This is a genomic window from Pantoea nemavictus (genome assembly GCF_037479095.1).
Taxonomy (GTDB): Bacteria; Pseudomonadota; Gammaproteobacteria; order Enterobacterales; family Enterobacteriaceae; genus Pantoea; species Pantoea nemavictus.
Window position 1 is genome coordinate 560,398 of the sequence record NZ_JBBGZW010000002.1, and the last position, 22,682, is coordinate 583,079.

Below are 22,682 nucleotides of genomic sequence, written 5' to 3' on the forward strand. Positions count from 1 at the left end.
AACATCACCCTTTATTTCAGTCCCAATTTGACTGCCAGCCGATGAAGATTACCGGGATCCAATTCCAGCTTTCTAGCCGCCTTAGCCCACACCCGATCGCAGCTTTCATAAACCTGTTTAATGTAGTCGTACTGAAATTTACGCGTCGCCTCGCTGAGGTTCACCACTGGCGTGGTTAGCAACGTTTTGATCGGCTCTGCATGAACGGTTCCGCCATCCTGCAGTTGAAAATGTTGTGGAAGCAGAATGACTTCGCCGTTGCGTGATTCGGCCTGCGCGATGATCACGGCACGATATATAGCATGTTCCAGCTCGCGCACATTTCCCGGCCAGCTTGCGGCTTGCAGCATAGCGCGGCAGCCAGCACTTAACGCAACGCTCAACAGGCCAAATTTCACCCGACACTTTTCACAGAAATAGCCCGCTAGCAGCACGATATCGTCACGCCGTTCATTCAGCGACGGGACGAACAGCGGGAAGACGCTAAGGCGATGATAAAGATCAGCCCTGAATTTGCCATCGGTCACCGCCTTGCGCATATCAAGGTTGGTTGCGGCGATAATGCGCACATCCACGGAAAGCGGCTTATCTTCGCCCACTCGCTGCAGATCGCCATACTGCAGCACGCGTAGCAGCTTGGCCTGCAGCGAAAGCGGCAACTCTCCAATCTCATCAAGAAACAGCGTCCCTTTATCCGCTAATTCGAATTTGCCCGGCCGATCGTGAATGGCGCCGGTGAACGCCCCTTTGACGTGGCCAAACAGCTCGCTCTCCGCCACGCTTTCCGGCAGGGCTGCACAGTTGAGATAAACCAGCGGCCGCGCTGCGCGATGAGAATGTTGGTGGAGGGCCTGAGCAACCAACTCTTTACCGGTGCCGGTTTCGCCCATGATCAACACGCTGAGATCGGAAGGAGCAACCACACCAATCTGTTGTTTGAGATGCGCTAACGCCGTCGAATCACCGATGATCTCCACCTCCTCACTCTCTTCGGGCCGGTGTGGTGGCGGTGTAAAGGATGAGGCGGGTTTTTCTAAACGCTCCATCAGCAAGGCATTATTCAGTGCACCCGCCGTCAGGCTCGCCAGCACCCGTAACTCTTCATCGCTGTAATCATCAAATTGAGTAGCGTTAATGCCATCCAGCGTCAGGGCGCCGATCAGCGTTTGCCCAACAAAAAGTGGCATGCCGACGCAGGCGTGGACGTGTAAATCGCCTTGGTCGGGAATCAGTCCATCATAGGGATCGGGTAAATCACTGTCGGCGGGAAAGCGCACTACATCGCCAGCCCGCGCGATGGCCTCAAGTCGCGGATGAGCATCAAGATTGAATCGCCGCCCCATCACATCCGGCGCCAGACCTGCGGTGGCCAGCGGACGAAACTGCTGATTCTCATAACGTAATAGCGCGGTGGCGTCACATTTTAGCGCGCCGTGGATGCTGTTAATCATCCGCATAAACCGGTCGCGGCCATGCACTCCATTTTGAATATCAACAGCCAATGCCGCCAGCGTCTGAACAGAAAGAGTCATATTGTCACCCGCACATGAATTGTCTCAAAGACAAGCAAAGACATTGTATTTAACACAATATTAAATTATATATTTGATTAAAATCAACGTGTTATGTAATGGCACGGAATATGCCTCATTAGATTAGATAATGTAGCTCAGGAGTATCACCGTGTCAGAACAACAAAACAGTCAGGCGCTTAGCGCTTAGCAAATTGCATCGGCCGCTGATGCCCTGCGTTGGGCAGCGGCATCATCTATCCACCGGCGCTGTTAATTGCACTGAATATATAACCCGCTGCGGCGGGTTTTTTATGCCTGTAAATTGTCATTAATACAATTAGTTGTCACTAACACAAAATTGGTTATTGTAATTTAAACAAAATCCAATATGTAAACATATAAATATCAGTAATTTAAATATTGGCACGCTTGATGCATAACGATTGTGAAACCAACTTACGCTAACAGGGCATCAAATGAATATTCACGTAAAAAACAACATTTTTTGGGTCGGCAAACGTGACTGGGAAGTTGAGCACTTTCACGGCAAAGAGTACAAGATGCAGCGGGGCACCAGCTATAACAGCTATCTTATTCGCGAAGCCAAAAACGTCCTAATCGATACGGTTGATCTGAAATTCCGTACTGATTTTGTTAAGAATCTGGCAGAAGAAATCGACCTGAAAAAAATCGATGCCATCGTAATTAACCATGCAGAAGAAGACCATTCAGGCTCACTCGCCGAACTGCTGGCGCTGATTCCAGGCACGCCGATTTACTGTACCGCTAACGGCGTTGATTCCATCAATGGTCATCACCACCATCCCGAATGGAATTTTAACGTGGTTAAAACCGGTGATTCGCTTGATCTCGGCAACGGCAAAAAACTGATCTTTGTTGAAACCCCGATGTTGCACTGGCCAGACAGCATGATGACTTACATGACAGAGGACGCCGTGCTGTTCAGTAATGACGCCTTCGGCCAGCATTACTGCGATGAACATCTGTTTAACGATGAAGTTGACCAACACGAACTGTTTGATCAATGCCAGCGCTATTTCTCCAATATCCTGACGCCTTTTGCGCGTCTGGTTACCCCAAAAATCAATGAGATACTCGGCTTTAATCTGCCGGTCAGCATGATTGCGACTTCGCATGGCGTGGTGTGGCGCGATAAACCCACCCAGATTGTTGAGCTGTACCTGCAATGGGCTGCGGATTATCAGGAAGATCGCATCACCCTGTTCTACGACGCCATGTCTAACAACACCCGCATGATGGCGGATGCGATCGCCGAAGGTATCCGCGAAACCGATCCGCGCGTTGCCGTGAAGGTTTACAACGTCTCCACCCACGACAAAAACGAAATCATCACCTCCTGCTTCCGCTCCAAGGGCATTTTGGTCGGTTCCTCCACCATGAACAATGTGATGATGCCGAAGGTGGCGGGCATGCTGGAAGAGATTACCGGCCTGAAATTCCGCAATAAACGCGCCTCCGCGTTCGGTTCTTATGGCTGGACCGGCGGAGCGGTGGATCGCGTTGCCACTCGCCTGCAGGATGCCGGTTTTGATATGACGATTGCGCTCAAAACCAAGTGGCGTCCCGACCTCTCCGCGTTGGAAGAGTGCCGCGAGCATGGCCGCAAAATCGCCCGTGAATGGGCGCTCTCGCCGCTGCCGGTAGCCATCGTCGCAGCGAATACCACCGCTGCGGTTATGGCAGCTTCCGCACCCATAAACCAGGGTGGCGTCGGTGTGGTAGAAGCGGGTGAAGACATCGGGCAGAAAATGATTTGTACGGTTTGTCAGTGGGTTTACGACCCGGCCGAGGGCGAACCAAACCAGGATGTCCTACCCGGAACCGCATGGGAAGCCGTGCCAGACGATTTCTTATGCCCTGGATGCGCGTTGGGCAAATCCGTGTTTGACCCTTACGAGGGCTGAGTCCATGTCAGCAGACATTGTGATTGTTGGCTCAGGCTTCGCCGCCCGCCAGCTGGTCAAAAACATCCGGCATCTGGATAAACATGTGCCGATTCGCATCTTTGCGGCCGATAGCTGTGATGAATACAACAAGCCCGAACTCAGTCATGTTTTCAGTATGGGTTATCGCGCTGAGGCACTCACTCGACAAACCGCAGCAGAGTGGGCAGAAAACCAGAACATCATGCTGCATCCTTTTACCACGGTTTCGCGCATTGATACGGCAGCAAAGGTTATCAGAACTCCCGCTGGCGATTACGTCTATGGCAAGCTGGTGCTTGCTACTGGTGCCGAGGCCATCGTACCGGCGATAGAGGGCAGTGATCTGATCTTCACGCTGAACAGTCAGCAGGAATACCGCCGCTATGACAACGCGCTGATAGATGCGCATCGAATATTGATGGTCGGCGGGGGTCTCATCGGCACAGAACTCGCGATGGATTTTAACCGTGCAGGTAAAGCAGTAACGGTAATGGACCGCAGTAACGGCCTTCTTTCGGCGCTGTTACCGCCGGAAATCAGTGCTCGTCTGCACAACCGTTTGATGAACAACGGGGTAGAGTTTCTCTTCAGGCATGAACTCAGCAAAATCTCACGGCATGATGATTTACTGGAGGCAACGTTCAGTAACGGACAACGGAGGATCTTTAACGCCGTGGTGTGTGCCATTGGCTTACGCCCTAATCTTACGCTGGCGCAGAGTGCGGGAATCGAAACACGTCGTGGAATTGTGGTTGATGACACTCTCGCCACCTCGGCTACCGATGTCTACGCCTTGGGTGATTGTGCAGAGATTCAGGGAAAACTGATGCCCTATCTGCAGCCCGCTACCCTTGCGGCAATGACGCTGGCTAAAAACCTTACCGGTCACGACGCCAAACTGATGCTGCCAGCCATGTTGATCAAGGTTAAAACGCCGGATATGCCGCTTCACCTGGCGGGCGATCCAGCGAATGCAGCTTATCATTGGGATATGGCGTTATCCCCGTCAGGCATTATTGCTCAAGGCCGTGATGAAGACGGGGCATTACGGGCATTTGTTGTCAGCGAAGAGCATATGAAGCTGGCATTCAGTATGTTGAAGGACATCAAACTTTCGGGCACATCTTAACCCAAGCATTTTATTAACAGACGATCGGACGCATTTAGGTTCGCTAATTAAAGCGGTGATGGTCCTTGCATCAACCAGGCCGGTAATCCACCGGCCATTGCTTCCAACTTAATATCAAAGGATGTGGCACAATGAATATGCCTGAAGCCCCAGCAGTAACCAATATTACCCTGCATAACCCCTCCTCTTGCACCTGTGGGAGAATTATTTGGTTAACCATGCACTGTGATTCCTTCGCCATGAATATGGGAACATGGGACGTTGATGCACGCATTGATGCAAGTATTGGAACGATTTCTCAGCGTAAACGTTCCCACCTGGAATGCTCAAGGAGGTCGTTGCGGTGATATTTTGGGAGATGTGGAATGCGTGGGAGCCAGCAGAAGGCAAAAAGGTTGTGGCTGAATAATAAACAACACCTAAGCCGCATTTTTATAAGTTTCAATCAGTGCCAGTAGCGGACATTAATGAATGTTGCCGTGGATTAAACGCCGCGATGTTTATCTTAGTATTGGCGTTATCAAAAAACAGACTGTGCCTTGCCGTTGTTTAGGCCTTTCGCCGTTATGCCTCTGACAAAACCTGTAATCTGAACAATCGTTATAATGCGCGTCCCTTGCTTCACAGCTTTTAGGGGCTGGCAGGTGCATCCTTGCACATAACGCCTTTTTATCATCCATGGTTCTGAGGGTTCTTGTGCTCAACACGGCCATTCAGAGAATGATGAAATGTCGGCCATTCAATCCCTGGCTTTAGCTGTTGTAAAACTTACTCATCAGCTTCGGTTAAGCCAGCAAATATCCAACAAGAACGCCACTACCAGGGCTGACGACCATGGCTACCAAAAAAACCACCCGTCGGCCCATCTGATTCCGTTAATGCCATTTTTATGGCCGTAATGGCTCCTTCATCTGGCGTCAGAAAACCCGTATTGCCATTTAAATCGGTCTGCACATGGCCGGGTTCAACGGCATTGACTTTAATACCCATAGGTTCGAGTTCTTTCGCGAATGAAACGGTAACAGCGTTCAGAGCAACCTTTGAAGAGGTGTAACCTAACAGGTTTACGCTTGAATATATTGAAGTCGGATCGGTAATTAGCGTTAAGGATCCTACGCCGCTGCCCATCATGACAATCCGGGCATTGCTGGACGCTTTAAGCAGAGGTAGGAAAGCCTGTGTCACCCGAATCGGGCCAAACAGATTAACTTCATACACCGCTTTTATATCCTTAATACTGACCTGGCTTGGTGGGATATGAATATCATTGATGATGCCGGCATTATTAATAAGGACATCAAGTGATGCGACTTTACGCGAGAGTTCATTAACGGCATTGGTCACGCTTGCTTCATCCGAGACATCCAGTTCAAGTAGTCTGACGTCAAGACCTTCCTGGATTAAGCGTTCAACGGCGTCTTCACCCCGCCTGCGGTTGCGCGCGCCCATCCAGACCGTCATACCGGCCTTTGCCAGACCTTTGACGATTGCAAAACCAATACCTTTATTGGCTCCGGTAACGAGAGCGTTCTTATTAGTGTCCACTACGCCTCCTCAGCCTGTGAACGGGCGGCAGAGTTGCCAACATGGAACTGAAGATTACCCATTAAACGCGGAACAACGTTGCGGGATGTGAAGCGCCACTGACCGTCATGTTTCTCAAAAATGTCGAAATAGCGTCCAGTGCAAATTGGCTGCAATGAAAATCCATCCAGCTCCTGATGCACGGTGAAATAGCTGACGCTCGTTGCTGTATCACCGGCCGGCGAGATGTCTATCAGTGCATTAGAAACGTTATGCGACGTCCGGGGCGTTCCGTCTTCATGGCGCTGAACGCCATGGATAAGAAATTGTTCAACCTCTTCGCGACCCTGCGCAGTATCACTTAAAACGATAAATTCGGAATGCTGGAACAATTCAGCGTTTTCGGCAAATTTCCCATCATCCAGATTGTGAACATAGATAGCCAGCAAACGCTGTATTTGTAATTCATCGATATAATTTTGAATATTTTCAACTTTGTTAAAGTTAGTCATGATTAGAACTCCTCAGGATAGGATTAAATTCCACATTCTTTTAAAAGCGAACGGGTATAATTAACTTAATTTGATAACAGACTCAGAAAGCGTGTAATTGACACATTCATCCAGCAGTGCAGAAAATGTATTGCTCACATTAAATGATGAACAACGTCACTCGGCAGATGAGATATAATTGTTAGTTTCTTCGCTACATTAAAAATATTAGATCTGCGATGCACCGCCATCAGAAAATATTTCAGCGCCATTGATATAGGCGGCATCCTCACTGGCAAGGAAAGCAACCGCTTTTGCAATTTCGCTTATCTTCCCAATGCGCCCGATTGGGCTGCGGTCTCTTAACGATTGTAAAATTACGTCCACAGGCTGTGGCAGGAAGTCGCGTAAAGACTGCGTATCAACTGGGCCCGGACTGAGAACATTTATGCGAACGCCTGAACCTTTAATATCCAGTATCCAGCTACGTACCATTGCGCGTAATGCGGCCTTGGTACCGCCATAAATACTCATCCCCTCCCCGGGATTAATTGAGGCCGTCGATCCTGTAATAACAATGCTGCTACCGGGTTTCATCAGCGGTAAGGCTTTCTGCACGGTAAATGTAATACCTCTTACGTTGGTGGTGAACTGGCGATCAAACTTCTCGGGAGTAATTTGCCCGAGTGGTTCAATTTCTCCCATGCCTGCATTAGCGATTAAAATATCAATGCGACCAAATCGGGATTTAATCTGCTCATAAAATGTATCCAGATCGGTGAGGCTTGATACATCCAGCTGAACCTGACTCGCATCAGGGCCTAAAGTACTGACTGCCGACTCAAGTTTATTTTTATTTCGGCCAGTAATGATTACGCTTGCACCGCGTGCGGCAAGCTCTTGCGCGATACCCAGACCGATGCCGGATGACGCACCGGTTACAACTGCGATTTTGTTCTGGAATGACTGAGGCATGGTGATTTTTCCTTTCTGGTAGTGATTGAACATGTAGTGATCACTACATAGAAAGAGATTCATGTACAAGCTTTATTTTAATGGCTATTTATAAATCGATTAAATTCAATTACATAAATTTAACCTTTGATGCTTTATCATTTAGCGATTACTATATAAATAGCATTCAGGAGGCGAGATGACACAGATAAACAGGCAGCGACGCCCTGCTTTTGATCGCGAGGCTGGTGTGGCCATTGCACAGGCGCTATTTCATGAACATGGCTATGACGCAGTGAGCATTGCTGACCTGACTCAGGCGTTGAACATTAAGCCACCCAGTTTTTATGCTGCGTATGGCAGTAAGGTGGGTTTATACCAGAGGACACTGGAACGTTACGCACAGGAGAGCGCGCTTCCTCTAGATAAACTTTTATCACCCGAGAAATCTGTTGCGGCAGGTGTGGAAGCTTTGCTTATTGCAGCAGCCAGACAATACGGGCGTCATGCGCATCAGCGTGGTTGTTTGGTTACTGAGGGCATGCGCGCTGATGATAAAGATGCCCGGGAAGTCGCCTGTAAGATAGCTCAGCCAGGAACTACAGCCATTCATAACTGGCTTATGGCTAAGTGTCCACAATCAGCTGAATGCCTTACAGACTTTATTGTGGTAACACTGAAAGGGTTATCTGCTGCAGCCTATCAGGGCATGTCTCAACGCAGACTAATAGAAACAGCAAAAATGTCTTCACAGGTTGTTTCTGCACATGTTAAATAATATTGAGCGTTTGGGTCGCCTATATCAATCCGTTCTCTAAAAAGGTTATGTTTTTATTTAAAATTCCATCCCCCCTAATTATTCATCACCTACAGTGGTAAGTGGATAACTTATACATCGTTATTGAAAACAAGAGCGGCTGCTTTTCTCTCACAGCCGACCTGATGTGCAGCAGCAGCATCTATTGATTTAAGAATGACTCTACTTCGTTGGAAAACCGTTCTGGCTGATCCAGCATAATAAAGTGAAAACTGTTATCGATACGTGTGAAATGAATATCTGGCGCAGAAGCATAGGCCTGACGGTACATCGCATCCACGCTGGCGGCAGGAATTCCGAATAAGGTGTCATACGCGTACACGACCTCAATCGGCGCTTTAATGCGACCAAGTTCGGGACGCAGATCGGTAATCATTAATTCATACACGGCATCCGCCACTGTTTTGCGATCAGAATTAATCCCCGCCGTCACCAACGCTGGCCTCTCCGACTCGGTCTTAGCCAGACGGGCTATGGATGCTTTCTGAAACTCTGCCATTTGCTCCGGCGACTGCCTCAGTAGCCAATCCCGCGTAGCAGTAGCACGTGGGGCAGCAGTTTCGCTGGTCGCCGCAGGGTCAATCATCAGCATATAGAACGGCAACGCATCGACGATCATCAAACGACCGACCAGGTCGGGATGACGGGCCGCCAGCATTATTGCCATTTCTCCCCCAAGAGAATGGCCAATAATTACCGGTGCTTTGATGTGCTGGCTTTGAATGTAATCAGCGATGGCATCAACTGCCGGCGCGATGACCTTCCCGTCAGGATTGGCAATGGCAGGCGTACTCGCAAAGCCCGCAAGTTCTATGAGATGAATGCGGTGGCTCTTACGTAAACCTGATGCTAAATCGCCCCAAACCTCGCGTGACGATGCCAACCCCGGAATTAATATGACATCCGCTCCTGAGCCTTGCGTCTGTACAGAGATACGCTGCGAGTTCGGATGCTCTGCAGGTATGGACATAGACTGAGTTGCGGACGCTGAGACTAAGACTGACAGCAATAAAAGAGTCCCTCCAAGCGTGGCACGAATAGTTGCGGTGGGCATGAGTTTAGTCCTTGTTATTTTATCCCTGATGAACCGGGTTAGCTTACTGAAGGGTTTATCATAAAAGATAAAATCATTAAGGGATGGATAAAAAGACTTTGGCATGTGCCAGTAACAGTTCCGCGCTGCCAGGATAAACGTTAGTTCGCTTTTCACTCATAGCGGAGATGCCTTGCAATGTCTGCTGTGTGCCAGAAGCGGACGTCTGCGTTCTGGGTCAACACAAACGGGTGAGCGAAAGGGATGTTAAGTCTAATTTGGTATAACATCCCTAATGCCAAAATTTTGACGTCCGCTTCTCGCTCATATCGGACCTTGTGCCCAAGTCAGTCCGCTTTGTGCTCAAAAGTGGACTCTAAACCAGAGGATACCCTTTTGTCTGATTACTATCAGCTTGTTGAAACTGTTCCGTCCGTAGAGGATTTTTGCCGCTTACGCATTATCTCAGGGTTGACGCCTCGTACCGCAGAGGGTGTCCGTCTGGGGCTGCCTAACAGCTGTTATGGTGTACATATATGCTGGCAGAATACTGTCGTCGGCATGGGACGTATAGTGGGTGACGGCGCCATTAATATGGAAATTGTCGATGTAGCTGTTGATCCAGAGCATCAGGGTAGAGGGCTGGGCCGCAAGTTAATGGAAAGTTTGGCAAACTGGCTCGATAAAAATGCATGTGATGGTGCTTATGTAACTCTCATGGCTGATGTCCCGGAGTTGTACGAAAAATTTGGCTTCATGCGAGTCAGCCCTGTGAGTGAAGGCATGGCAAGGGTCTGGAAACGAACTAAAACTACATAAGATAATGTCTGCTTTTCGCGCATATGGGACCCTGTCTAGCAGCTGTCTGCTTTGTGCCAGTAGAGGAAAATGAGATGTCACCTCAGGTAATCGCACGGTAACTTTATAATTCTTTAAATTAATATCATTACCGTTATATCGTTGTTAATGCTATTAATCTGCTGTTTTCTATCTATAAGCTTACTAAATAAGGATTAAAAGATGGTCTCGTTTCGCTTAATGACGCAAGAAGAGTACCCTGCTTATCTTGAATATTTTATTTCTGATTATGCAGATGAGATAGCGTCAAATTATCGGATGTCCAAAAGTGATTCGCTGGTGAGAGCCAGGCAGGAAATATCAGAATTGCTTCCGGAAGGAATGAATACACAGGGGCAAACTTTACTGTCTATTGTCGAAAACTTAGATGTATCTCAAAGGCATGTTGGCTATCTCTGGTACAAGCCAGATGCGGGAATGCGCACAGCGTTTATTTATGATTTTCATATTTTCAATTCATACCAAGGAGAGGGGTTGGGTAAACAGACTCTTAGCGCTTTTGAAGAGAATCTTCAGGATAAATGTTTTAAAGAGATTAGACTCCGCGTTGCTGGAGATAATGCTCGTGCTCTCCATATCTACGAGAGCAGCGGTTATGGGGTAACGGGTATCAATATGAGTAAGGCCATTGTGAACAAGAATATTAAATAACAGACTAAGTAATTTAGAACTATTTCCGGTGTTCGCTCATAGCTGCCCTACCTGTCTTCCTGGTATGCAATTCGGTGCCTGAAGCGGACGTCATTAGCAAGTGAAGGCTTTTCGGTAGCCGTTCAGCATGCGTGGACAGAATTAGCTAACTTTCCAATTCGTTACTGCCCTACCGTGCTGGGTTTCTCAGGCATAATTGGTGAGTGACTTTTTCCATACCAGATAAAGCAACAAAACCAGCTTGTTCATAGAAAGTGAATGCCGATGAGGGAGCGTTGGTGTTGATAAAATCAAACCAGCGACCAGCATCCTTTAGTGTTTCACTGAGCAGGCCACTGCCAATCCGCCGATTTCTCCATCTAGTACCTACATAGAAATGTCGCAAACGTCCGATGCCAGCGGATTGCGTAAAAGGATCGATATTAAGTCCGCACGTGCCAACAATTAAACCATCAGCATAAGCCCCAATCAGTTTTTCCCCGGGCCTGTCAAAACGGTTATGTCCGCTAAGCCAATTTTCTTCCAGCCTGCGTAGCATATTAAATCCTTCAGCCATGCTCTGCGTTCTTAGCTCAATAAACCCCGGGTTGCCCGGGGTGAGATTTGCGAATTGGATATCCATCAGTCATTCCAATGATTTCAGTCTTCATATTCTGGACATGATTAACTGAAGGGTTTAGCGTGAGAGTCGTAATGCCCTTGCCTTTGTAACTATAAATGTCCGCTTCGTGCCAGGAGCGGACTCCAGCCATTTATTCTCTTACTTTTGACAAGATTGCTCTATACAGTTCAATGGCTCTCCAGATGTCATCCAGTGTATCTCCATCCCAATCAGGAACTGTAGCCAACTCAGATTTGAACTGCATAATGAGGATATGCGCATCTGCGACTTCATCCTTTCGACAATTTAATGCGATACGAGATATCGACTTCGAAGATAGGCTTAAGTAGGGTGAAAAAGCCGACTTTACTATGTGCGTTCCTCGCTCATATCGGACATCCGCCTCACGTCAATCATTTATGCCATAAACTGCTGTAGGCGATCTCACAAGGCTGCAGCGACCTACTCGCAGCCGTTATTTTGTTTAACTATACGCGGATGAAGGGGTAAAGGTGGTGGTGTACCGTTAAATTTCTTTCCCTCACGCCTATTCCTCAACCTCGCCTTTTGCTAGCCTATGCGGCTGGACTGCTTCCAGCCGCATTAGCGTTGCCGGTTAAGGAGTTTCCATGTCGCCTTTCAACAAACACCGCCCCTTCATTTCCCTTTCTCGTCGTCAGCGTCGTAAAAAAGTCATCAAGCTTAAAAACCGTATCTATCGTGAACGTCAGCGTTGTGGCGGGATGTTCTATGATGATTGCGATATCCAACACTACCAAGACAACCCCGACCATATTTGGGCGTGGAGTGATATCTATTTTGTCGGCCGCGATCCCGCCGATCTCTGGAATGCTGAAATCATCACGGCTAAGTTGGCGTTTCAAGATGCGGTACATGATCGCGCATTCAATGAAACCTGGGCGATGCTCAGTCAGCAGGAACAAGAAGAAGAGGCGCGATATGAAACAACCACAAATGTGAATAGCAAAGGCAAAATCGTTAGCCATACCCTTGTGAACCGAGAAAAACAGGCCTATGCGATTTTTGGCGGACTGACATTTTGGCAGTTTGTTGAGAAGCGTGAGCAGGTAATAGCGCAAGATGAACCGCCGGCTGTGTGTTGTGGTTATCAGTTTCTACCGGGGTTCGCTTATGGGCATGGGCTACGGATGATTGTTGATGCTGAGGCGCTGAGTGTGCCGGTTATTGAGACGGCGATTGGGGATTTTTTGAAAAGAGTGAGTGACGTGCCTGGGGGACAGCGATTTATATGTGGGAGGATTTAGGATTTCACAATCTATTTCTAAATTCATATCACGCTGAAACAATAGGATTTATCATTTTCAAATTATAGTCATCAATAAGGCCATCCATGAATAGCACAGTATACGATGCTTTCCGCTGCCTGAACTTACTTGCGACAGCGACTCGTCCGCATGGAATTCGTGAAATGGGACGGGAGCTTGGACTGGATTCAGCCAAGGTTACGCGATTGATACAGACCTTGCTGACGCTGGATATGGTACAGCGCGATGCCAACCGCAAATACAGTTTGGGTATCGGTATCCACCGCTTATCGGCTCACGCGATTCACAATTCGGCTTTTTACAATGCAGTAATGGACTTACTGGAAGAGAGCGGGAATCATGCCATCTCCATCGTGATCGGAGTGCTAAGTGGAAATAAGGTGGTCTATTTGATTCATACCCGCGGCGGAAAAAGTATTGCGCGTGCCATAGGCAATTATGAGTCCTATCCGGTCCATGATTCGGTAATCGGTATAAAACTTCTATCAGCGATGAGCGACGAAGAGATTATTGGCCAGATTGGTATCCACGATTATCAACTACTGAGAAGTGATATTGACGAGTCGCGCCGGCATCAGGTGTTTGCCAAGGATTTTGGAGAGGGCGATTACCGCCTGGCATGTAATATCCCTGGCATGCAGGCAGCGATCGCGCTATCTAATATCAACAGTGAAAAAATGGATATTGAAAGCTTACGTTTGTATCTGACGTCGGCCGCGAAAAAAATCAGCGGAGAATCACTGCCGATGCTGCAGCAGTGACTCGCAACGAGCCGCTGTCTCAGACACGCGCTGGCCCGTTTTATACAGCGCGGAACCGAGCCCTACACTGTCGTAATAACGCAGGAACTCAGCTGCATTCTCCACCCCTACCCCACCCACGGCTGAAAAGCTGACGGGCTGAGAGAGTGGACCTTTCACCAGTTGAGGGTAATTTGTTGGCAGTGCACAGGCCGGAAAAACCTTCATCACATCCACACCCAGATCGATCGCCGTGAATATTTCACTCGGCGAATACACCCCCGCGTACACTAAAAGTCTATGCAGTTTAGCCTGCGCAATCACAGCCGGATTCAAATTAGGAGTCAGAATAAAATCCGCAGCGGCGGCAAAGCTGCGCTGCACCTGATCTTCTGTGGTGACCGTTCCCACACCGAGTTGGATATCACTCCCAAAGCGCTGGCGGACTTGTCGCAGACTGATTTCCCAGTTGGGTGAGTTGGTCGTGATTTCTATACGTTGAATGCCATGCTCAACTAAACAGGCAATATGCGGCACTGCATCTTCGGGCGTAATCCCGCGGAGGATAGCGATGATTTGGTGATTATCCGCCATAGCTAAACACCTCATTTAATCCGGCAATGATTGCGTCTTCAGCAGCTAAAAGCTCATAACGACAATGCAAAACCTCACATGCCTGCTGGTAACGGGGCAAAAGCATTTCACTACCAATAAAGCACACCGTTTTATCGCCGCCGGGATGTCCGCATGCAACTTCGTATCCAATGAGCAATCCGGAAAGCCAGGAGGCGGCCTCTTCCTGTGCCAGAGCACCAAGAATGTAACGGCCCCGGCAGCGAAACAGTTCCGTCACCAGCTCAACTTTTTCATGCACCACTGATAGCGCCGTTTCGACCCCCGCCTGAAAAGCGGCCGGTGAGTCAACCTGCTCCGGCAAGCCTTTACCCACCACGGAGTGATTGAGTAATAAATGATAAAGCTCGCCGGTCATCAAGGTCTGCATCCCTGTGACCTGCTGCTGCGAGCGCTCAACCTTCAGCCATTTACTGTGGGTGCCGACGGCGGCGAATGTGGCGGCATCAGAAAGCGTAAGCGCACCCGCCAGCTGCATCTCTTCACCCCGGCAGATCTCATTCACTCGTTTATCGCAAATGCCGGGACGTAAGGTCAGCGGATTTGGCAAGATACCCGGCAGTTCCATGCCTTTACCCAGTAGTTGCGAAAAACTCAGTGGCAAATCGAGATAACCGGCGTCAGCAATACCGATATTGCTGCCAATCATGCCGCAGAGCAGCACGGGTATTTGTTCATCGTAAGCATCTTCCAGCCGATGCAGCTGCTGCTTTAAAAGCTCAGGCAACGCTGAGCGCTGGCACTTGCCGACGCCGCAGCTGTCTTGCACAGATTTGATCACTACGCCATCGCGCACGCTGAGGGCGCGAAAGTTGCTGGTACCCCAGTCCACCGCGATATAGTTCATGGACGTCCTCCCAACACGGCGAGAGGCAGGTAATCCGTGATCTCTTTCAATTCCCGACGCGTGGCGTCATCCAGACTTTTCGCCGGCTCACGTACATAATCGCTGGCAAAAATGCCTGCCTGATGCAGCACTGTTTTATGTATGGCTACCCCGATCCCCGGTTGCACTCCATAGCGCAGGAAAGGTAGATAGCGATAAAACAGCGCCTGCGCTTCCTGACGATCCTGCTGCCATGCCGCCAGGATGGCATTAATCACGTCCGGGAATTCGCAAGCAGGCATGGTGCCCGTTACACCACGGCATAACTCCTCAAACAGGAAACCTGCGTTCAAGCCGCCAAACAGGCCTACGCTATCTCCAAGCGCCTGTTTTAACGCAGTGATTTTCAACGTCGTCGGCGGTTGTTCCACTTTGATATACCTGATGGCAGGAAAGTCCTGACACAAACGCACCAGCGTCGAAACGGGAATGTTAACGCCCGTCATCAGAGGCGCGTCCTGGATCATGATATCGATTTCGCAGGCCTGGCATATGTCTCGCCAGAAGTGATAGATCTCCTCCGGACCGGGCTTAACCACCGAAGGCGGATTGACCATTGCCACCTGAGCCCCCCAGCGATGCACCCGGTTGATCTCTTCAATGGCAACAGCGGATGAAGCACCGCCAGCTGCAGCCACCAGCGGTAAATCACCCACCAGCCTTTTGACGCAATAGAACAGAGTCTGCTTTTCATCCTGCGTTAAGGCGTAGCCTTCGGAAGCATTGCCAAACAATGCCAGGCCATCAATGCCTTGTTGCAGCAGAAATTTCACCAAACGTTCAATGGATGCCAAATCCAGCTGGCCCTGCTCATCAAACGCCGTGGCGAGAATCGGTACGTTACCTTTTAACATGCAGCCTCCATCACCGCGTCGCGCACGCGATCCTCATCGATTTCAATGCCTAACCCTGCGCCCTGCGGCAGATGATACTCACCGTGTTCGCAAATCAGTGGCTGCTTGAGCAGTTGATTAGCGATGGCAAAAACGGGCGGCTGATATTCGAGCATAAACAGGTTGGGTATGGCGGCGGCAACATGGATCGACGCGGCGATGCAGGGACCTAAACCTACGCTTAAATGCGGTGCCACGCGTAAATTCCATGTCTCGGCCAGCGATGCGATATGCATCAGCTCGCTAATGCCGGTTCTGCCGACATCGGGCTGCAGGATGTCTGCAGCGCGCTGTTCAATCACCGCTTTGAATTGATAACGCGTACGCTCGGTTTCACCTAACGCAATGCTGACCGCGCTTTTGCCACGTAATTCGCGATGGCCGGCGATATCTTCTGGCAGCAGTGGTGCTTCGAGAAAGCCGACGCCCAGCGCGTGCAGTTGCGCCGCTAAATCGGTAGCCTCTGCCACGCTGTAATTCCAGTGCGCATCAATGAAGACTTGCGCCTCATCGCCGAGCGTTTCACGAATGGCGCGAATATTTTTAATGTCTTCGCGCACGCCGTAACCCAGGGCTAACTTAACGGCATTAAAGCCCTTCTCCTGCCATTGCCTGGCGAGGCGGCAGCGGCTTTCAATGTCGGGCTCAGGTAAACCCGAGACATAGCAAGGAATCACATCGCGGAAAGCACCGCCGAGTAGTTGATGGACCGGAAGACCCAGAATTTTGCCCTTGAGATCCCACAATGCGATATCCACACCAGCAATAGCGTCGATATGATAACCACCGGTATGTCCACGATCGCGCATCGAGTCATACATCCTTGAGTTGAGCACGCCGCTAGAGAATGGCGATTCCCCGATCAACAATGGCGCAAACAGTTGCTTAATCAGTTCCGCGATCACCTGAGGCACCACCGGCGCCAGCGCTTCTCCCCACCCTACATGCCCTTCGCTACTGGTAATTTTCACCAGGCAGGTTTCCATCTTGCGTGAGTAGACGCAGCGGTATTCTGGACGATAGTAATAATCCGGGCCGCTTCCGTCCGACTTACCGCCGAGGTAGGCATGTTCCGGGGTAATTTTGAGTGGGAAACACTCCACTTTCGTTATGTGCATAAAGGCTCCAGTTTCCGTTAATCCAATACTTTTCCGGCAGTTTCTTTGGCAAACCACACTGCAATAAATGAAATGAGGGCGGTGATCATCACGTACCAGGCGGGTGACAGCGGATCTCCCGTTAAGGAGATCAGGCTGGCGGAAGCCAGAGGGGTTACACCGCCAAATACCGCCACAGTCAGGTTGTAGGACATCGCGATGCCGCCATAGCGAATCGCCGTCGGGAACAGTTCGACCATTGCTGCGCCACAGCCGCCATTAAACAGCGCAACACACACACCCAGTACACTCATTGCCGCGATAGAGCTGCCTACCGATCCCTGTGTCATTAGCAGCATGGCGGGATAGGTCAACAGGATGAAACCCGCGCATGCCACCAGCATCAGCGGCCGTCGTCCCCATCTGTCAGACAGGTAGCCCGTGATTGGCATACAAACGGCGACGCTCAGTAAGCCCAGCGTGGTGATGAGATAAGAATCAGTACGGCTGTAGTGCAGATGCGTAGACAAATAGCCGGGCATAAAGGATTGCAGCACCCAGCTGCTGACCGCTTTGATCACGACGAAACCGGTGCAAAACAGCAACGCCGACAATGAGGTTTTGATGGCAGTACGCAGTGGCGATTTTTCGATTTTGCCAGTGGCTTTTAACTTGTGAAATTCCGCCGAATCTTCCATGTTGCGGCGCATATATAACCCACCCAATCCGAGCGGTGCAGCGAGCAGGAAAGGAATGCGCCATCCCCAGTCATTCATTGCCGTCTCACCCAACCAATAGGTCAACAACAGCACCAGTCCAGAGCCGCAAACAAACGCCATAAAACTGAAGTTCTCACTCCAGCAGGTAAGCGTTGCGCGACGATGCGGCTCAGCGCTCTCTGCCAGATAGGTGATTACGCCGGAACTCTCACCACCTGCTGCGAAGCCTTGTACTAATCGAGTCATCACCAGCAGCACCGGTGCGATAATGCCAACCTGATGCCAGGTCGGCAGAATGCCCATCACAAATGTAGATATTGAGGTGATGACAATTACCGTCACCAACACTTTGCGTCGTCCCAGACGATCGCCCATCGAACCGAAAAAGAAGCCACCCAGCGGACGCATTAAAAAGCCGGATCCAAATACAGCAAAAGACTTCAGAAGTGCGGTAGCAGGGTCAGAACTGACAAAGAAGTTGCTGGCAATAATCGCCGCCAGGGTGCCGTATAAGCCAAAATCGAACCACTCGATAAAATGACCAATCCCGGCTGCCATCATGATTTTGGCAGTACGCTTTGGCGGATTATTGGTTTTTGTCGCCACGTACTCACCGCCATACTGACGGGTTGAATTCTCCATACGACCTCCAGAAAGTAAATGTCGCGCCACAGGGAGACGCGTCATGTCTTGGAAGTTAGCGTATGAATTTTGATGGGATGTTGCGCTGGTGATGAGAGATAGCGTGAAGCTAATCAAAGAACAAATCCGGCAATTGCTTCACATAGTGAAGCAGAGAAGTGTTTTCTGCCAAAGTGCTCATTGGAAGCCGGGATTATAGTTAACAGACCATGCCATTACGCATCAACCCAAAGCTTTACCTATACTGCCGGCGGTTTTTTGCAATGCGTATTTGTCATGTCAGCCCACTAAATTTTACAGAACTCAAGGTCATGTTATTACTTTATGAGTACATGGTGATGTCCGTAGCTAAAGGACACACCATGTAGCAGACATTTTAAGCTCAGACGCGAAAAAGGCCGCCATTATGGCGACCTTTTCCGGCACTTCCCTTTGCGACCATCCGTTATTTGTATAATTCTGCGGTCATGTGCACGATATTGTTGGTGTTTGCCTCAGTAATTTTGTACTGAGCACCTTGTTCCTGAGCCTTCGCTGCAATTTTTGCTTCTGCACCATCCAGCGTACCGGAGGTTACTGAAACACTCTGCGCAAAGCTTGCTGCAGACATCAGAGAAAGAGCGGCTACGGCGGCGATAGACATTGCTTTGATAGTTTTCATGGTCATATTCCTTAGTGTGTATGGTTGAAAGCTCGTTCGCTTTCGATGGAATAATAATACCTATAGTTATCATTTCATAATTAACAATAAATGCTGGTATTGTGATCTTGCTAACTATTGCGCCGATAGGCACTTCCTATGGATAACACCTTATCGCAAAGCAGAGTTGAACAAGCACACTACTGCTTTGCAGGAGATAACATGGTTCAAAGCCTTAAAATTGTCCCGCGGCTGCTTTCCGAAGTTCGGACAGGCATAAAAACGCATACCATCCGTTGGCGTGAACAGGAAATAGTTCCTGGTGCGATGATCTATGTGAATGCATCAGATACATCTGACACAGCACGAGTGATGGTGACTAAAGTCAACAGGATGCCGTTGTCTGCTGTTGCAGGTTATCTGGATAAGCGAGATGTGTGGCCTGATAAGGTACTGCTGGCAGGGATGCGTGAACACTATCCTGATATTGAGCTAGATTCTGAGGTAGATGTAATACATCACCTTGCGTCAGCCAACGATTGACACCGAAACGCGGGCAAAATCTAATGCTCATAAGGTCGAGGATATAACCCGTGCTGCTTGAAAAGCTAAAAATTCTGGAGTGCAGCCTTCATGGTGAAAAGCGGAGCGATCGCAACTGGCTTGAGCAAATATTGCATCCACATTTTCACGAAATCACCCGTTCAGGCTTGATGGTTAACCGCATCGAGACCATAGCATCACTCGAGCACGAGAGAGATGCCCCAGATATTCTGAGCGCTGATTTTCAGCTGATCTGCCTGGGTGATGCCTGCGTAATATTGCATTACAGAACCTCCCAATCCGATGGTAGTCGAGCGTCTCTACGCACATCTTATTGGATACTCTGCGAGGAAAACGGCTGGCAGCTCGCTTTTCACCAGGGCACACCAGAAGCAGGTTCAACTTAATAATGCTTATTGAAGCATTAGCAATAAGCTATTTTTGAGGGCCTTTATTTCAGGAACAACGAATTTACCGCGGCCTTCAAGCCAACCGTTAGCGCTACAAACGCTCCACCCGTTGCGAATGCAGACTCCGTCGTCTTTTCTTCCTGGCAAATATCCCTAAAACGTAGCAGTGCAGCTTCAGCATGGGATGCGGTTACTTCTTCAACCTGTTTGTCATATCCCTGACCGATCAGCAACGTTGCTCTGCTTTCATCTGCTCTGTTCACCACCAGGATATGCTTATCCTTCTTATAAAAGCAGTAGTGAGGCATAAGTCGCTCCATTAGCCAAATGCTGTAAACATAATGTACTGCACTGATTAAAGATAAAAGCGATAGCTGTCAAATAGATATCTTCCCCCTCCCCTCTCTGATTGACCACGATACGGAAGCCGTCAGTCTGGCCGGACCCGCGACGTACTATGATCTGAGGGATTCATACTGCACGAACCCTTCTGGAGCAACTGTCAGCTCCGATGGCCCGTATCGACTTTTCCCACCGGGTGTGATTCACCACTACGGCAGGGCAAAGGAGAGCATCGCGTGGGATCATCTCTGGATCTATTTTGTCCCTCGTCCCTACTGGATTGACTGGCTGCGCTGGGATAGCCATCAGGGGAACATTGGTCGCATGAAGCTGCCCGATGATGCCCATAGCCAGCAAATGATTCAGCTCTTTAAAGAGGTCATTGCCAATAATGCGATAGGATCGGCGCTGCCAGAAGCCTTGGCTATGAATGCGCTTGAACGCATCATTTTAAAAACCTTCCAGCTGCAACCCACCAGCAATCGCCACAACAGAGATCCGCGTATTCAGACTGTTTGCGATTACATCAATGAACACCTGTCCGAAGATACGCGTATTGAAGAACTGGCGCGTATGACCTTCCTCTCAACCTCGCGTCTGACCCACATTTTCAGAAAAGAGATTGGCAATACCATCTATGGCTGGCGGGAACAGCAGCGCGTCTCCCGCGCCTGTGATTTACTCCGGCATACCCAGCTCAATGTCACTCAGATCGCGCGGGCGGTGGGCTATGAAGATCCTTTGTACTTTTCACGCGTGTTTAGTCAGCACTATCAGTTGAGCCCGCGCGATTACCGCAAGAAATTTGAGCGCGCGCCACTATTCTGATGAGGCTGGAGCCAATGCCTGGAAGTTGGCGGGGATCGAGCAAGGTCAGGCCGCCAAAGAGATGCAGGCGCTCAGTGACATCCCAGATGCCTTAATTTACTTAATTAACCGGATTGCAGAGTTTCCTTATAAATAGCGCTGATACTCAATCACCTCTCTGACTTTATTTAGCGCGTCTTTCAGCTTATCCAGGCTTACGGAACCCAAGGCGAGGCGAATAGCATGCGGGACGTTTTGAGTCGTACTGAAGGGTTCGGCTGATGAAACAGAAATCTGCTCATTCATCAGCTGGCGTACCACCTGTTCAGCACGAATCTCTTCTGGCAGCGGCAGCCAGATAAAATAAGAGCTGGCATGACTCACATAGTCGAGCGGCGCCAGGCATTCCCGCGCGAGGGTTTGCCGCTGACGAGCATCTTGCCGTTTGAGCGATTCCAGCCGGGTAATCGTTCCATCCTCCAGCCAACCGGATACCAACGCCGTCATCAGCGAGGGCGTGTTCCAGGCAGTGGCACGGATAGCGCGTTCAAGCGCAGGACGAAAAGCCGGCGGACATACCACCGCGCCAACCCGCAGGCCGGTCGCAATGTTTTTAGAAAAGCCGGTTACATACAGGGTTCTTTCCGGTGCGAAATGGGCCAGCGGCGGTGGAGAACCGTGCGCGAGATAAGCATAAGCAGCGTCCTCAATAATCACCAAATCATGTTGACGCGCAATTTCGCTAATCTCACGGCGCTGCGCATGGTCCAATACCCAGCCAAGTGGATTATGCAGGGTTGGCATGGTGTATAGCGCCTTTATGTGGCGACGTTGGCAAAGCTGTCTCAGCGCACTCAGATCTGGACCTGTCGCCGTGACAGGGATGGGAGCCAGCTCCAGATGATAAAGACTGGCCAACGCTTTGAATCCCGAGTAAGTCAGCGCATCCACAGCGACTACATCACCCGGGCGCAGCATCCCCATCGCGGCAACGGTTAATCCATGCTGAGCACCGTTAACGATGAGGATATTTTCAGCCGCCGCCTTGAGACCTGAAGCGGTAAGCCAACTTGCAATGGCCTCGCGATCGTTTTGTCTGCCAGCATGAGGCTGGTAGCGCAGCAAAGAAGCTAAATCACCGGAGGTTGTGAGATGGCGTAGCGCATCGCGCAGTAGTTCTGCCTGGTTTGGTAAGGAGGGATAGTTAAAATTGAGATCCACTACATCGGTGGCTACCACCTGCTGATCCATTCCCAGACCCGGCGGCAGGGAAATCTCCCTGACAAAGGTTCCACGCCCGGTTTCGCCGCTGACCAGCCCCATCACTTCAAGCTCTGCATAAACGCGCGTTGCGGTGGCCAGTGAGATGCGGCGGGACGCAGATAACGCACGGTGAGTCGGCAAACGCGTACCTGCAGACAAACCACCTGCGCGAATAGCAGCCGCGAATTCGTCAACAATTGCCTTATAGCGAGCCTTCATCA

The 22,682-nt window shown here is 49.8% G+C and carries 24 protein-coding genes; 10 read left to right on the plus strand and 14 right to left on the minus strand.

Annotated features, from left to right (window positions below):
* Window positions 1–11 precede the first annotated feature (11 nt).
* Window positions 12–1,532, minus strand: coding sequence for a nitric oxide reductase transcriptional regulator NorR (gene norR / locus WH298_RS22185; RefSeq protein WP_180824078.1), 1,521 nt, complete (start codon window positions 1,530–1,532; stop codon window positions 12–14).
* Window positions 1,533–1,990: 458 nt separating this feature from the next.
* Here norR and norV point away from each other — a divergent pair, with 458 nt between their 5' ends.
* Together norV and norW are read left to right on the plus strand one after the other, a co-directional pair.
* On the plus strand, window positions 1,991–3,460 hold the full coding sequence (gene norV, locus WH298_RS22190; protein WP_180824079.1) for an anaerobic nitric oxide reductase flavorubredoxin: 1,470 nt from the start codon (window positions 1,991–1,993) through the stop codon (window positions 3,458–3,460).
* A 4-nt stretch (window positions 3,461–3,464) separates the two neighbouring features.
* The gene (gene norW / locus WH298_RS22195; RefSeq protein WP_180824080.1) at window positions 3,465–4,610 is read left to right on the plus strand and encodes an NADH:flavorubredoxin reductase NorW; all 1,146 of its coding nucleotides are present in this window, start codon (window positions 3,465–3,467) and stop codon (window positions 4,608–4,610) included.
* Between the two features lie 816 nt (window positions 4,611–5,426).
* On the opposite strand, the gene WH298_RS22200 is transcribed toward norW, so the two are convergent.
* The 3 genes from WH298_RS22200 to WH298_RS22210 all read right to left on the minus strand — a co-directional run bounded on the left by WH298_RS22200 (window position 5,427) and on the right by WH298_RS22210 (window position 7,600).
* The gene (locus WH298_RS22200) at window positions 5,427–6,155 is read right to left on the minus strand and encodes an SDR family NAD(P)-dependent oxidoreductase (RefSeq protein ID WP_180824081.1); all 729 of its coding nucleotides are present in this window, start codon (window positions 6,153–6,155) and stop codon (window positions 5,427–5,429) included.
* Window positions 6,155–6,646, minus strand: coding sequence for a nuclear transport factor 2 family protein (locus WH298_RS22205; protein ID WP_180824082.1), 492 nt, complete (start codon window positions 6,644–6,646; stop codon window positions 6,155–6,157). The genes WH298_RS22200 and WH298_RS22205 overlap by 1 nt, the downstream gene beginning before the upstream one ends.
* A 207-nt stretch (window positions 6,647–6,853) precedes the next feature.
* A complete protein-coding gene (locus tag WH298_RS22210; RefSeq protein WP_180824310.1) occupies window positions 6,854–7,600 on the minus strand; it encodes an SDR family NAD(P)-dependent oxidoreductase in 747 nt (248 codons plus the stop codon).
* A 178-nt stretch (window positions 7,601–7,778) separates the two neighbouring features.
* Between WH298_RS22210 and WH298_RS22215 the strand changes: the two genes are divergently transcribed.
* The gene (locus WH298_RS22215) at window positions 7,779–8,357 is read left to right on the plus strand and encodes a TetR/AcrR family transcriptional regulator (RefSeq protein WP_180824083.1); all 579 of its coding nucleotides are present in this window, start codon (window positions 7,779–7,781) and stop codon (window positions 8,355–8,357) included.
* A gap of 181 nt (window positions 8,358–8,538) precedes the next feature.
* Here WH298_RS22215 and WH298_RS22220 read toward each other — a convergent pair whose 3' ends face one another.
* Window positions 8,539–9,450 carry an alpha/beta fold hydrolase gene (locus tag WH298_RS22220; protein ID WP_180824084.1) on the minus strand — a complete coding sequence of 304 codons (912 nt, stop codon included), beginning with the start codon at window positions 9,448–9,450 and terminating at the stop codon, window positions 8,539–8,541.
* Window positions 9,451–9,825: 375 nt separating this feature from the next.
* Between WH298_RS22220 and WH298_RS22225 the strand changes: the two genes are divergently transcribed.
* Window positions 9,826–10,248 carry a GNAT family N-acetyltransferase gene (locus tag WH298_RS22225; protein ID WP_036619826.1) on the plus strand — a complete coding sequence of 141 codons (423 nt, stop codon included), beginning with the start codon at window positions 9,826–9,828 and terminating at the stop codon, window positions 10,246–10,248.
* A 201-nt stretch (window positions 10,249–10,449) separates the two neighbouring features.
* Entirely contained in the window at window positions 10,450–10,938 is a 489-nt protein-coding gene (locus WH298_RS22230; protein WP_180824085.1) for a GNAT family N-acetyltransferase, read from the plus strand.
* A gap of 169 nt (window positions 10,939–11,107) precedes the next feature.
* Here WH298_RS22230 and WH298_RS22235 read toward each other — a convergent pair whose 3' ends face one another.
* A complete protein-coding gene (locus WH298_RS22235) occupies window positions 11,108–11,560 on the minus strand; it encodes a GNAT family N-acetyltransferase (protein ID WP_180824086.1) in 453 nt (150 codons plus the stop codon).
* A gap of 608 nt (window positions 11,561–12,168) precedes the next feature.
* Between WH298_RS22235 and WH298_RS22240 the strand changes: the two genes are divergently transcribed.
* Complete coding sequence (locus WH298_RS22240) at window positions 12,169–12,825, plus strand: hypothetical protein (RefSeq protein ID WP_180824087.1); 657 nt, start codon at window positions 12,169–12,171, stop codon at window positions 12,823–12,825.
* An 86-nt stretch (window positions 12,826–12,911) separates the two neighbouring features.
* The gene (locus WH298_RS22245; RefSeq protein WP_180824088.1) at window positions 12,912–13,607 is read left to right on the plus strand and encodes a helix-turn-helix domain-containing protein; all 696 of its coding nucleotides are present in this window, start codon (window positions 12,912–12,914) and stop codon (window positions 13,605–13,607) included.
* Here the strand turns inward: WH298_RS22245 and WH298_RS22250 are convergent.
* The 6 genes from WH298_RS22250 to WH298_RS22275 all read right to left on the minus strand — a co-directional run bounded on the left by WH298_RS22250 (window position 13,584) and on the right by WH298_RS22275 (window position 19,117).
* Window positions 13,584–14,180 carry a bifunctional 4-hydroxy-2-oxoglutarate aldolase/2-dehydro-3-deoxy-phosphogluconate aldolase gene (locus WH298_RS22250; RefSeq protein WP_180824089.1) on the minus strand — a complete coding sequence of 199 codons (597 nt, stop codon included), beginning with the start codon at window positions 14,178–14,180 and terminating at the stop codon, window positions 13,584–13,586. The genes WH298_RS22245 and WH298_RS22250 overlap by 24 nt on opposite strands.
* Window positions 14,170–15,066 carry a 2-dehydro-3-deoxygalactonokinase gene (locus WH298_RS22255; protein ID WP_180824090.1) on the minus strand — a complete coding sequence of 299 codons (897 nt, stop codon included), beginning with the start codon at window positions 15,064–15,066 and terminating at the stop codon, window positions 14,170–14,172. Before WH298_RS22255 ends, WH298_RS22250 begins: the two co-directional genes overlap by 11 nt.
* The gene (locus tag WH298_RS22260) at window positions 15,063–15,959 is read right to left on the minus strand and encodes a dihydrodipicolinate synthase family protein (protein ID WP_180824091.1); all 897 of its coding nucleotides are present in this window, start codon (window positions 15,957–15,959) and stop codon (window positions 15,063–15,065) included. Before WH298_RS22260 ends, WH298_RS22255 begins: the two co-directional genes overlap by 4 nt.
* Window positions 15,953–17,116, minus strand: a complete 1,164-nt coding sequence (locus tag WH298_RS22265) for a mandelate racemase/muconate lactonizing enzyme family protein (protein ID WP_180824092.1) — start codon at window positions 17,114–17,116, stop codon at window positions 15,953–15,955. The genes WH298_RS22260 and WH298_RS22265 overlap by 7 nt, the downstream gene beginning before the upstream one ends.
* A 17-nt stretch (window positions 17,117–17,133) precedes the next feature.
* The gene (locus WH298_RS22270) at window positions 17,134–18,375 is read right to left on the minus strand and encodes an MFS transporter (protein WP_180824311.1); all 1,242 of its coding nucleotides are present in this window, start codon (window positions 18,373–18,375) and stop codon (window positions 17,134–17,136) included.
* A gap of 526 nt (window positions 18,376–18,901) precedes the next feature.
* Window positions 18,902–19,117, minus strand: a complete 216-nt coding sequence (locus WH298_RS22275; protein WP_049853205.1) for a YdgH/BhsA/McbA family protein — start codon at window positions 19,115–19,117, stop codon at window positions 18,902–18,904.
* Between the two features lie 138 nt (window positions 19,118–19,255).
* On the opposite strand from WH298_RS22275, the gene WH298_RS22280 reads away from it, so the two are divergent.
* Both WH298_RS22280 and WH298_RS22285 read left to right on the plus strand, forming a co-directional pair.
* Window positions 19,256–19,639 (plus strand): ASCH domain-containing protein, encoded by a 384-nt coding sequence (locus WH298_RS22280; protein ID WP_238344508.1) that lies wholly within the window; start codon window positions 19,256–19,258, stop codon window positions 19,637–19,639.
* Between the two features lie 50 nt (window positions 19,640–19,689).
* A complete protein-coding gene (locus WH298_RS22285; protein WP_180824093.1) occupies window positions 19,690–20,046 on the plus strand; it encodes a DUF4440 domain-containing protein in 357 nt (118 codons plus the stop codon).
* 44 nt (window positions 20,047–20,090) lie between these two features.
* Here WH298_RS22285 and WH298_RS22290 read toward each other — a convergent pair whose 3' ends face one another.
* On the minus strand, window positions 20,091–20,357 hold the full coding sequence (locus WH298_RS22290) for a hypothetical protein (protein WP_180824094.1): 267 nt from the start codon (window positions 20,355–20,357) through the stop codon (window positions 20,091–20,093).
* A gap of 154 nt (window positions 20,358–20,511) precedes the next feature.
* Between WH298_RS22290 and araC the strand changes: the two genes are divergently transcribed.
* A complete protein-coding gene (araC, locus tag WH298_RS22295) occupies window positions 20,512–21,219 on the plus strand; it encodes an arabinose operon transcriptional regulator AraC (protein ID WP_238344529.1) in 708 nt (235 codons plus the stop codon).
* A gap of 126 nt (window positions 21,220–21,345) precedes the next feature.
* Here araC and WH298_RS22300 read toward each other — a convergent pair whose 3' ends face one another.
* Window positions 21,346–22,680 (minus strand): aminotransferase-like domain-containing protein, encoded by a 1,335-nt coding sequence (locus WH298_RS22300; protein ID WP_180824095.1) that lies wholly within the window; start codon window positions 22,678–22,680, stop codon window positions 21,346–21,348.
* Between the last annotated feature and the right edge of the window lie 2 nt (window positions 22,681–22,682).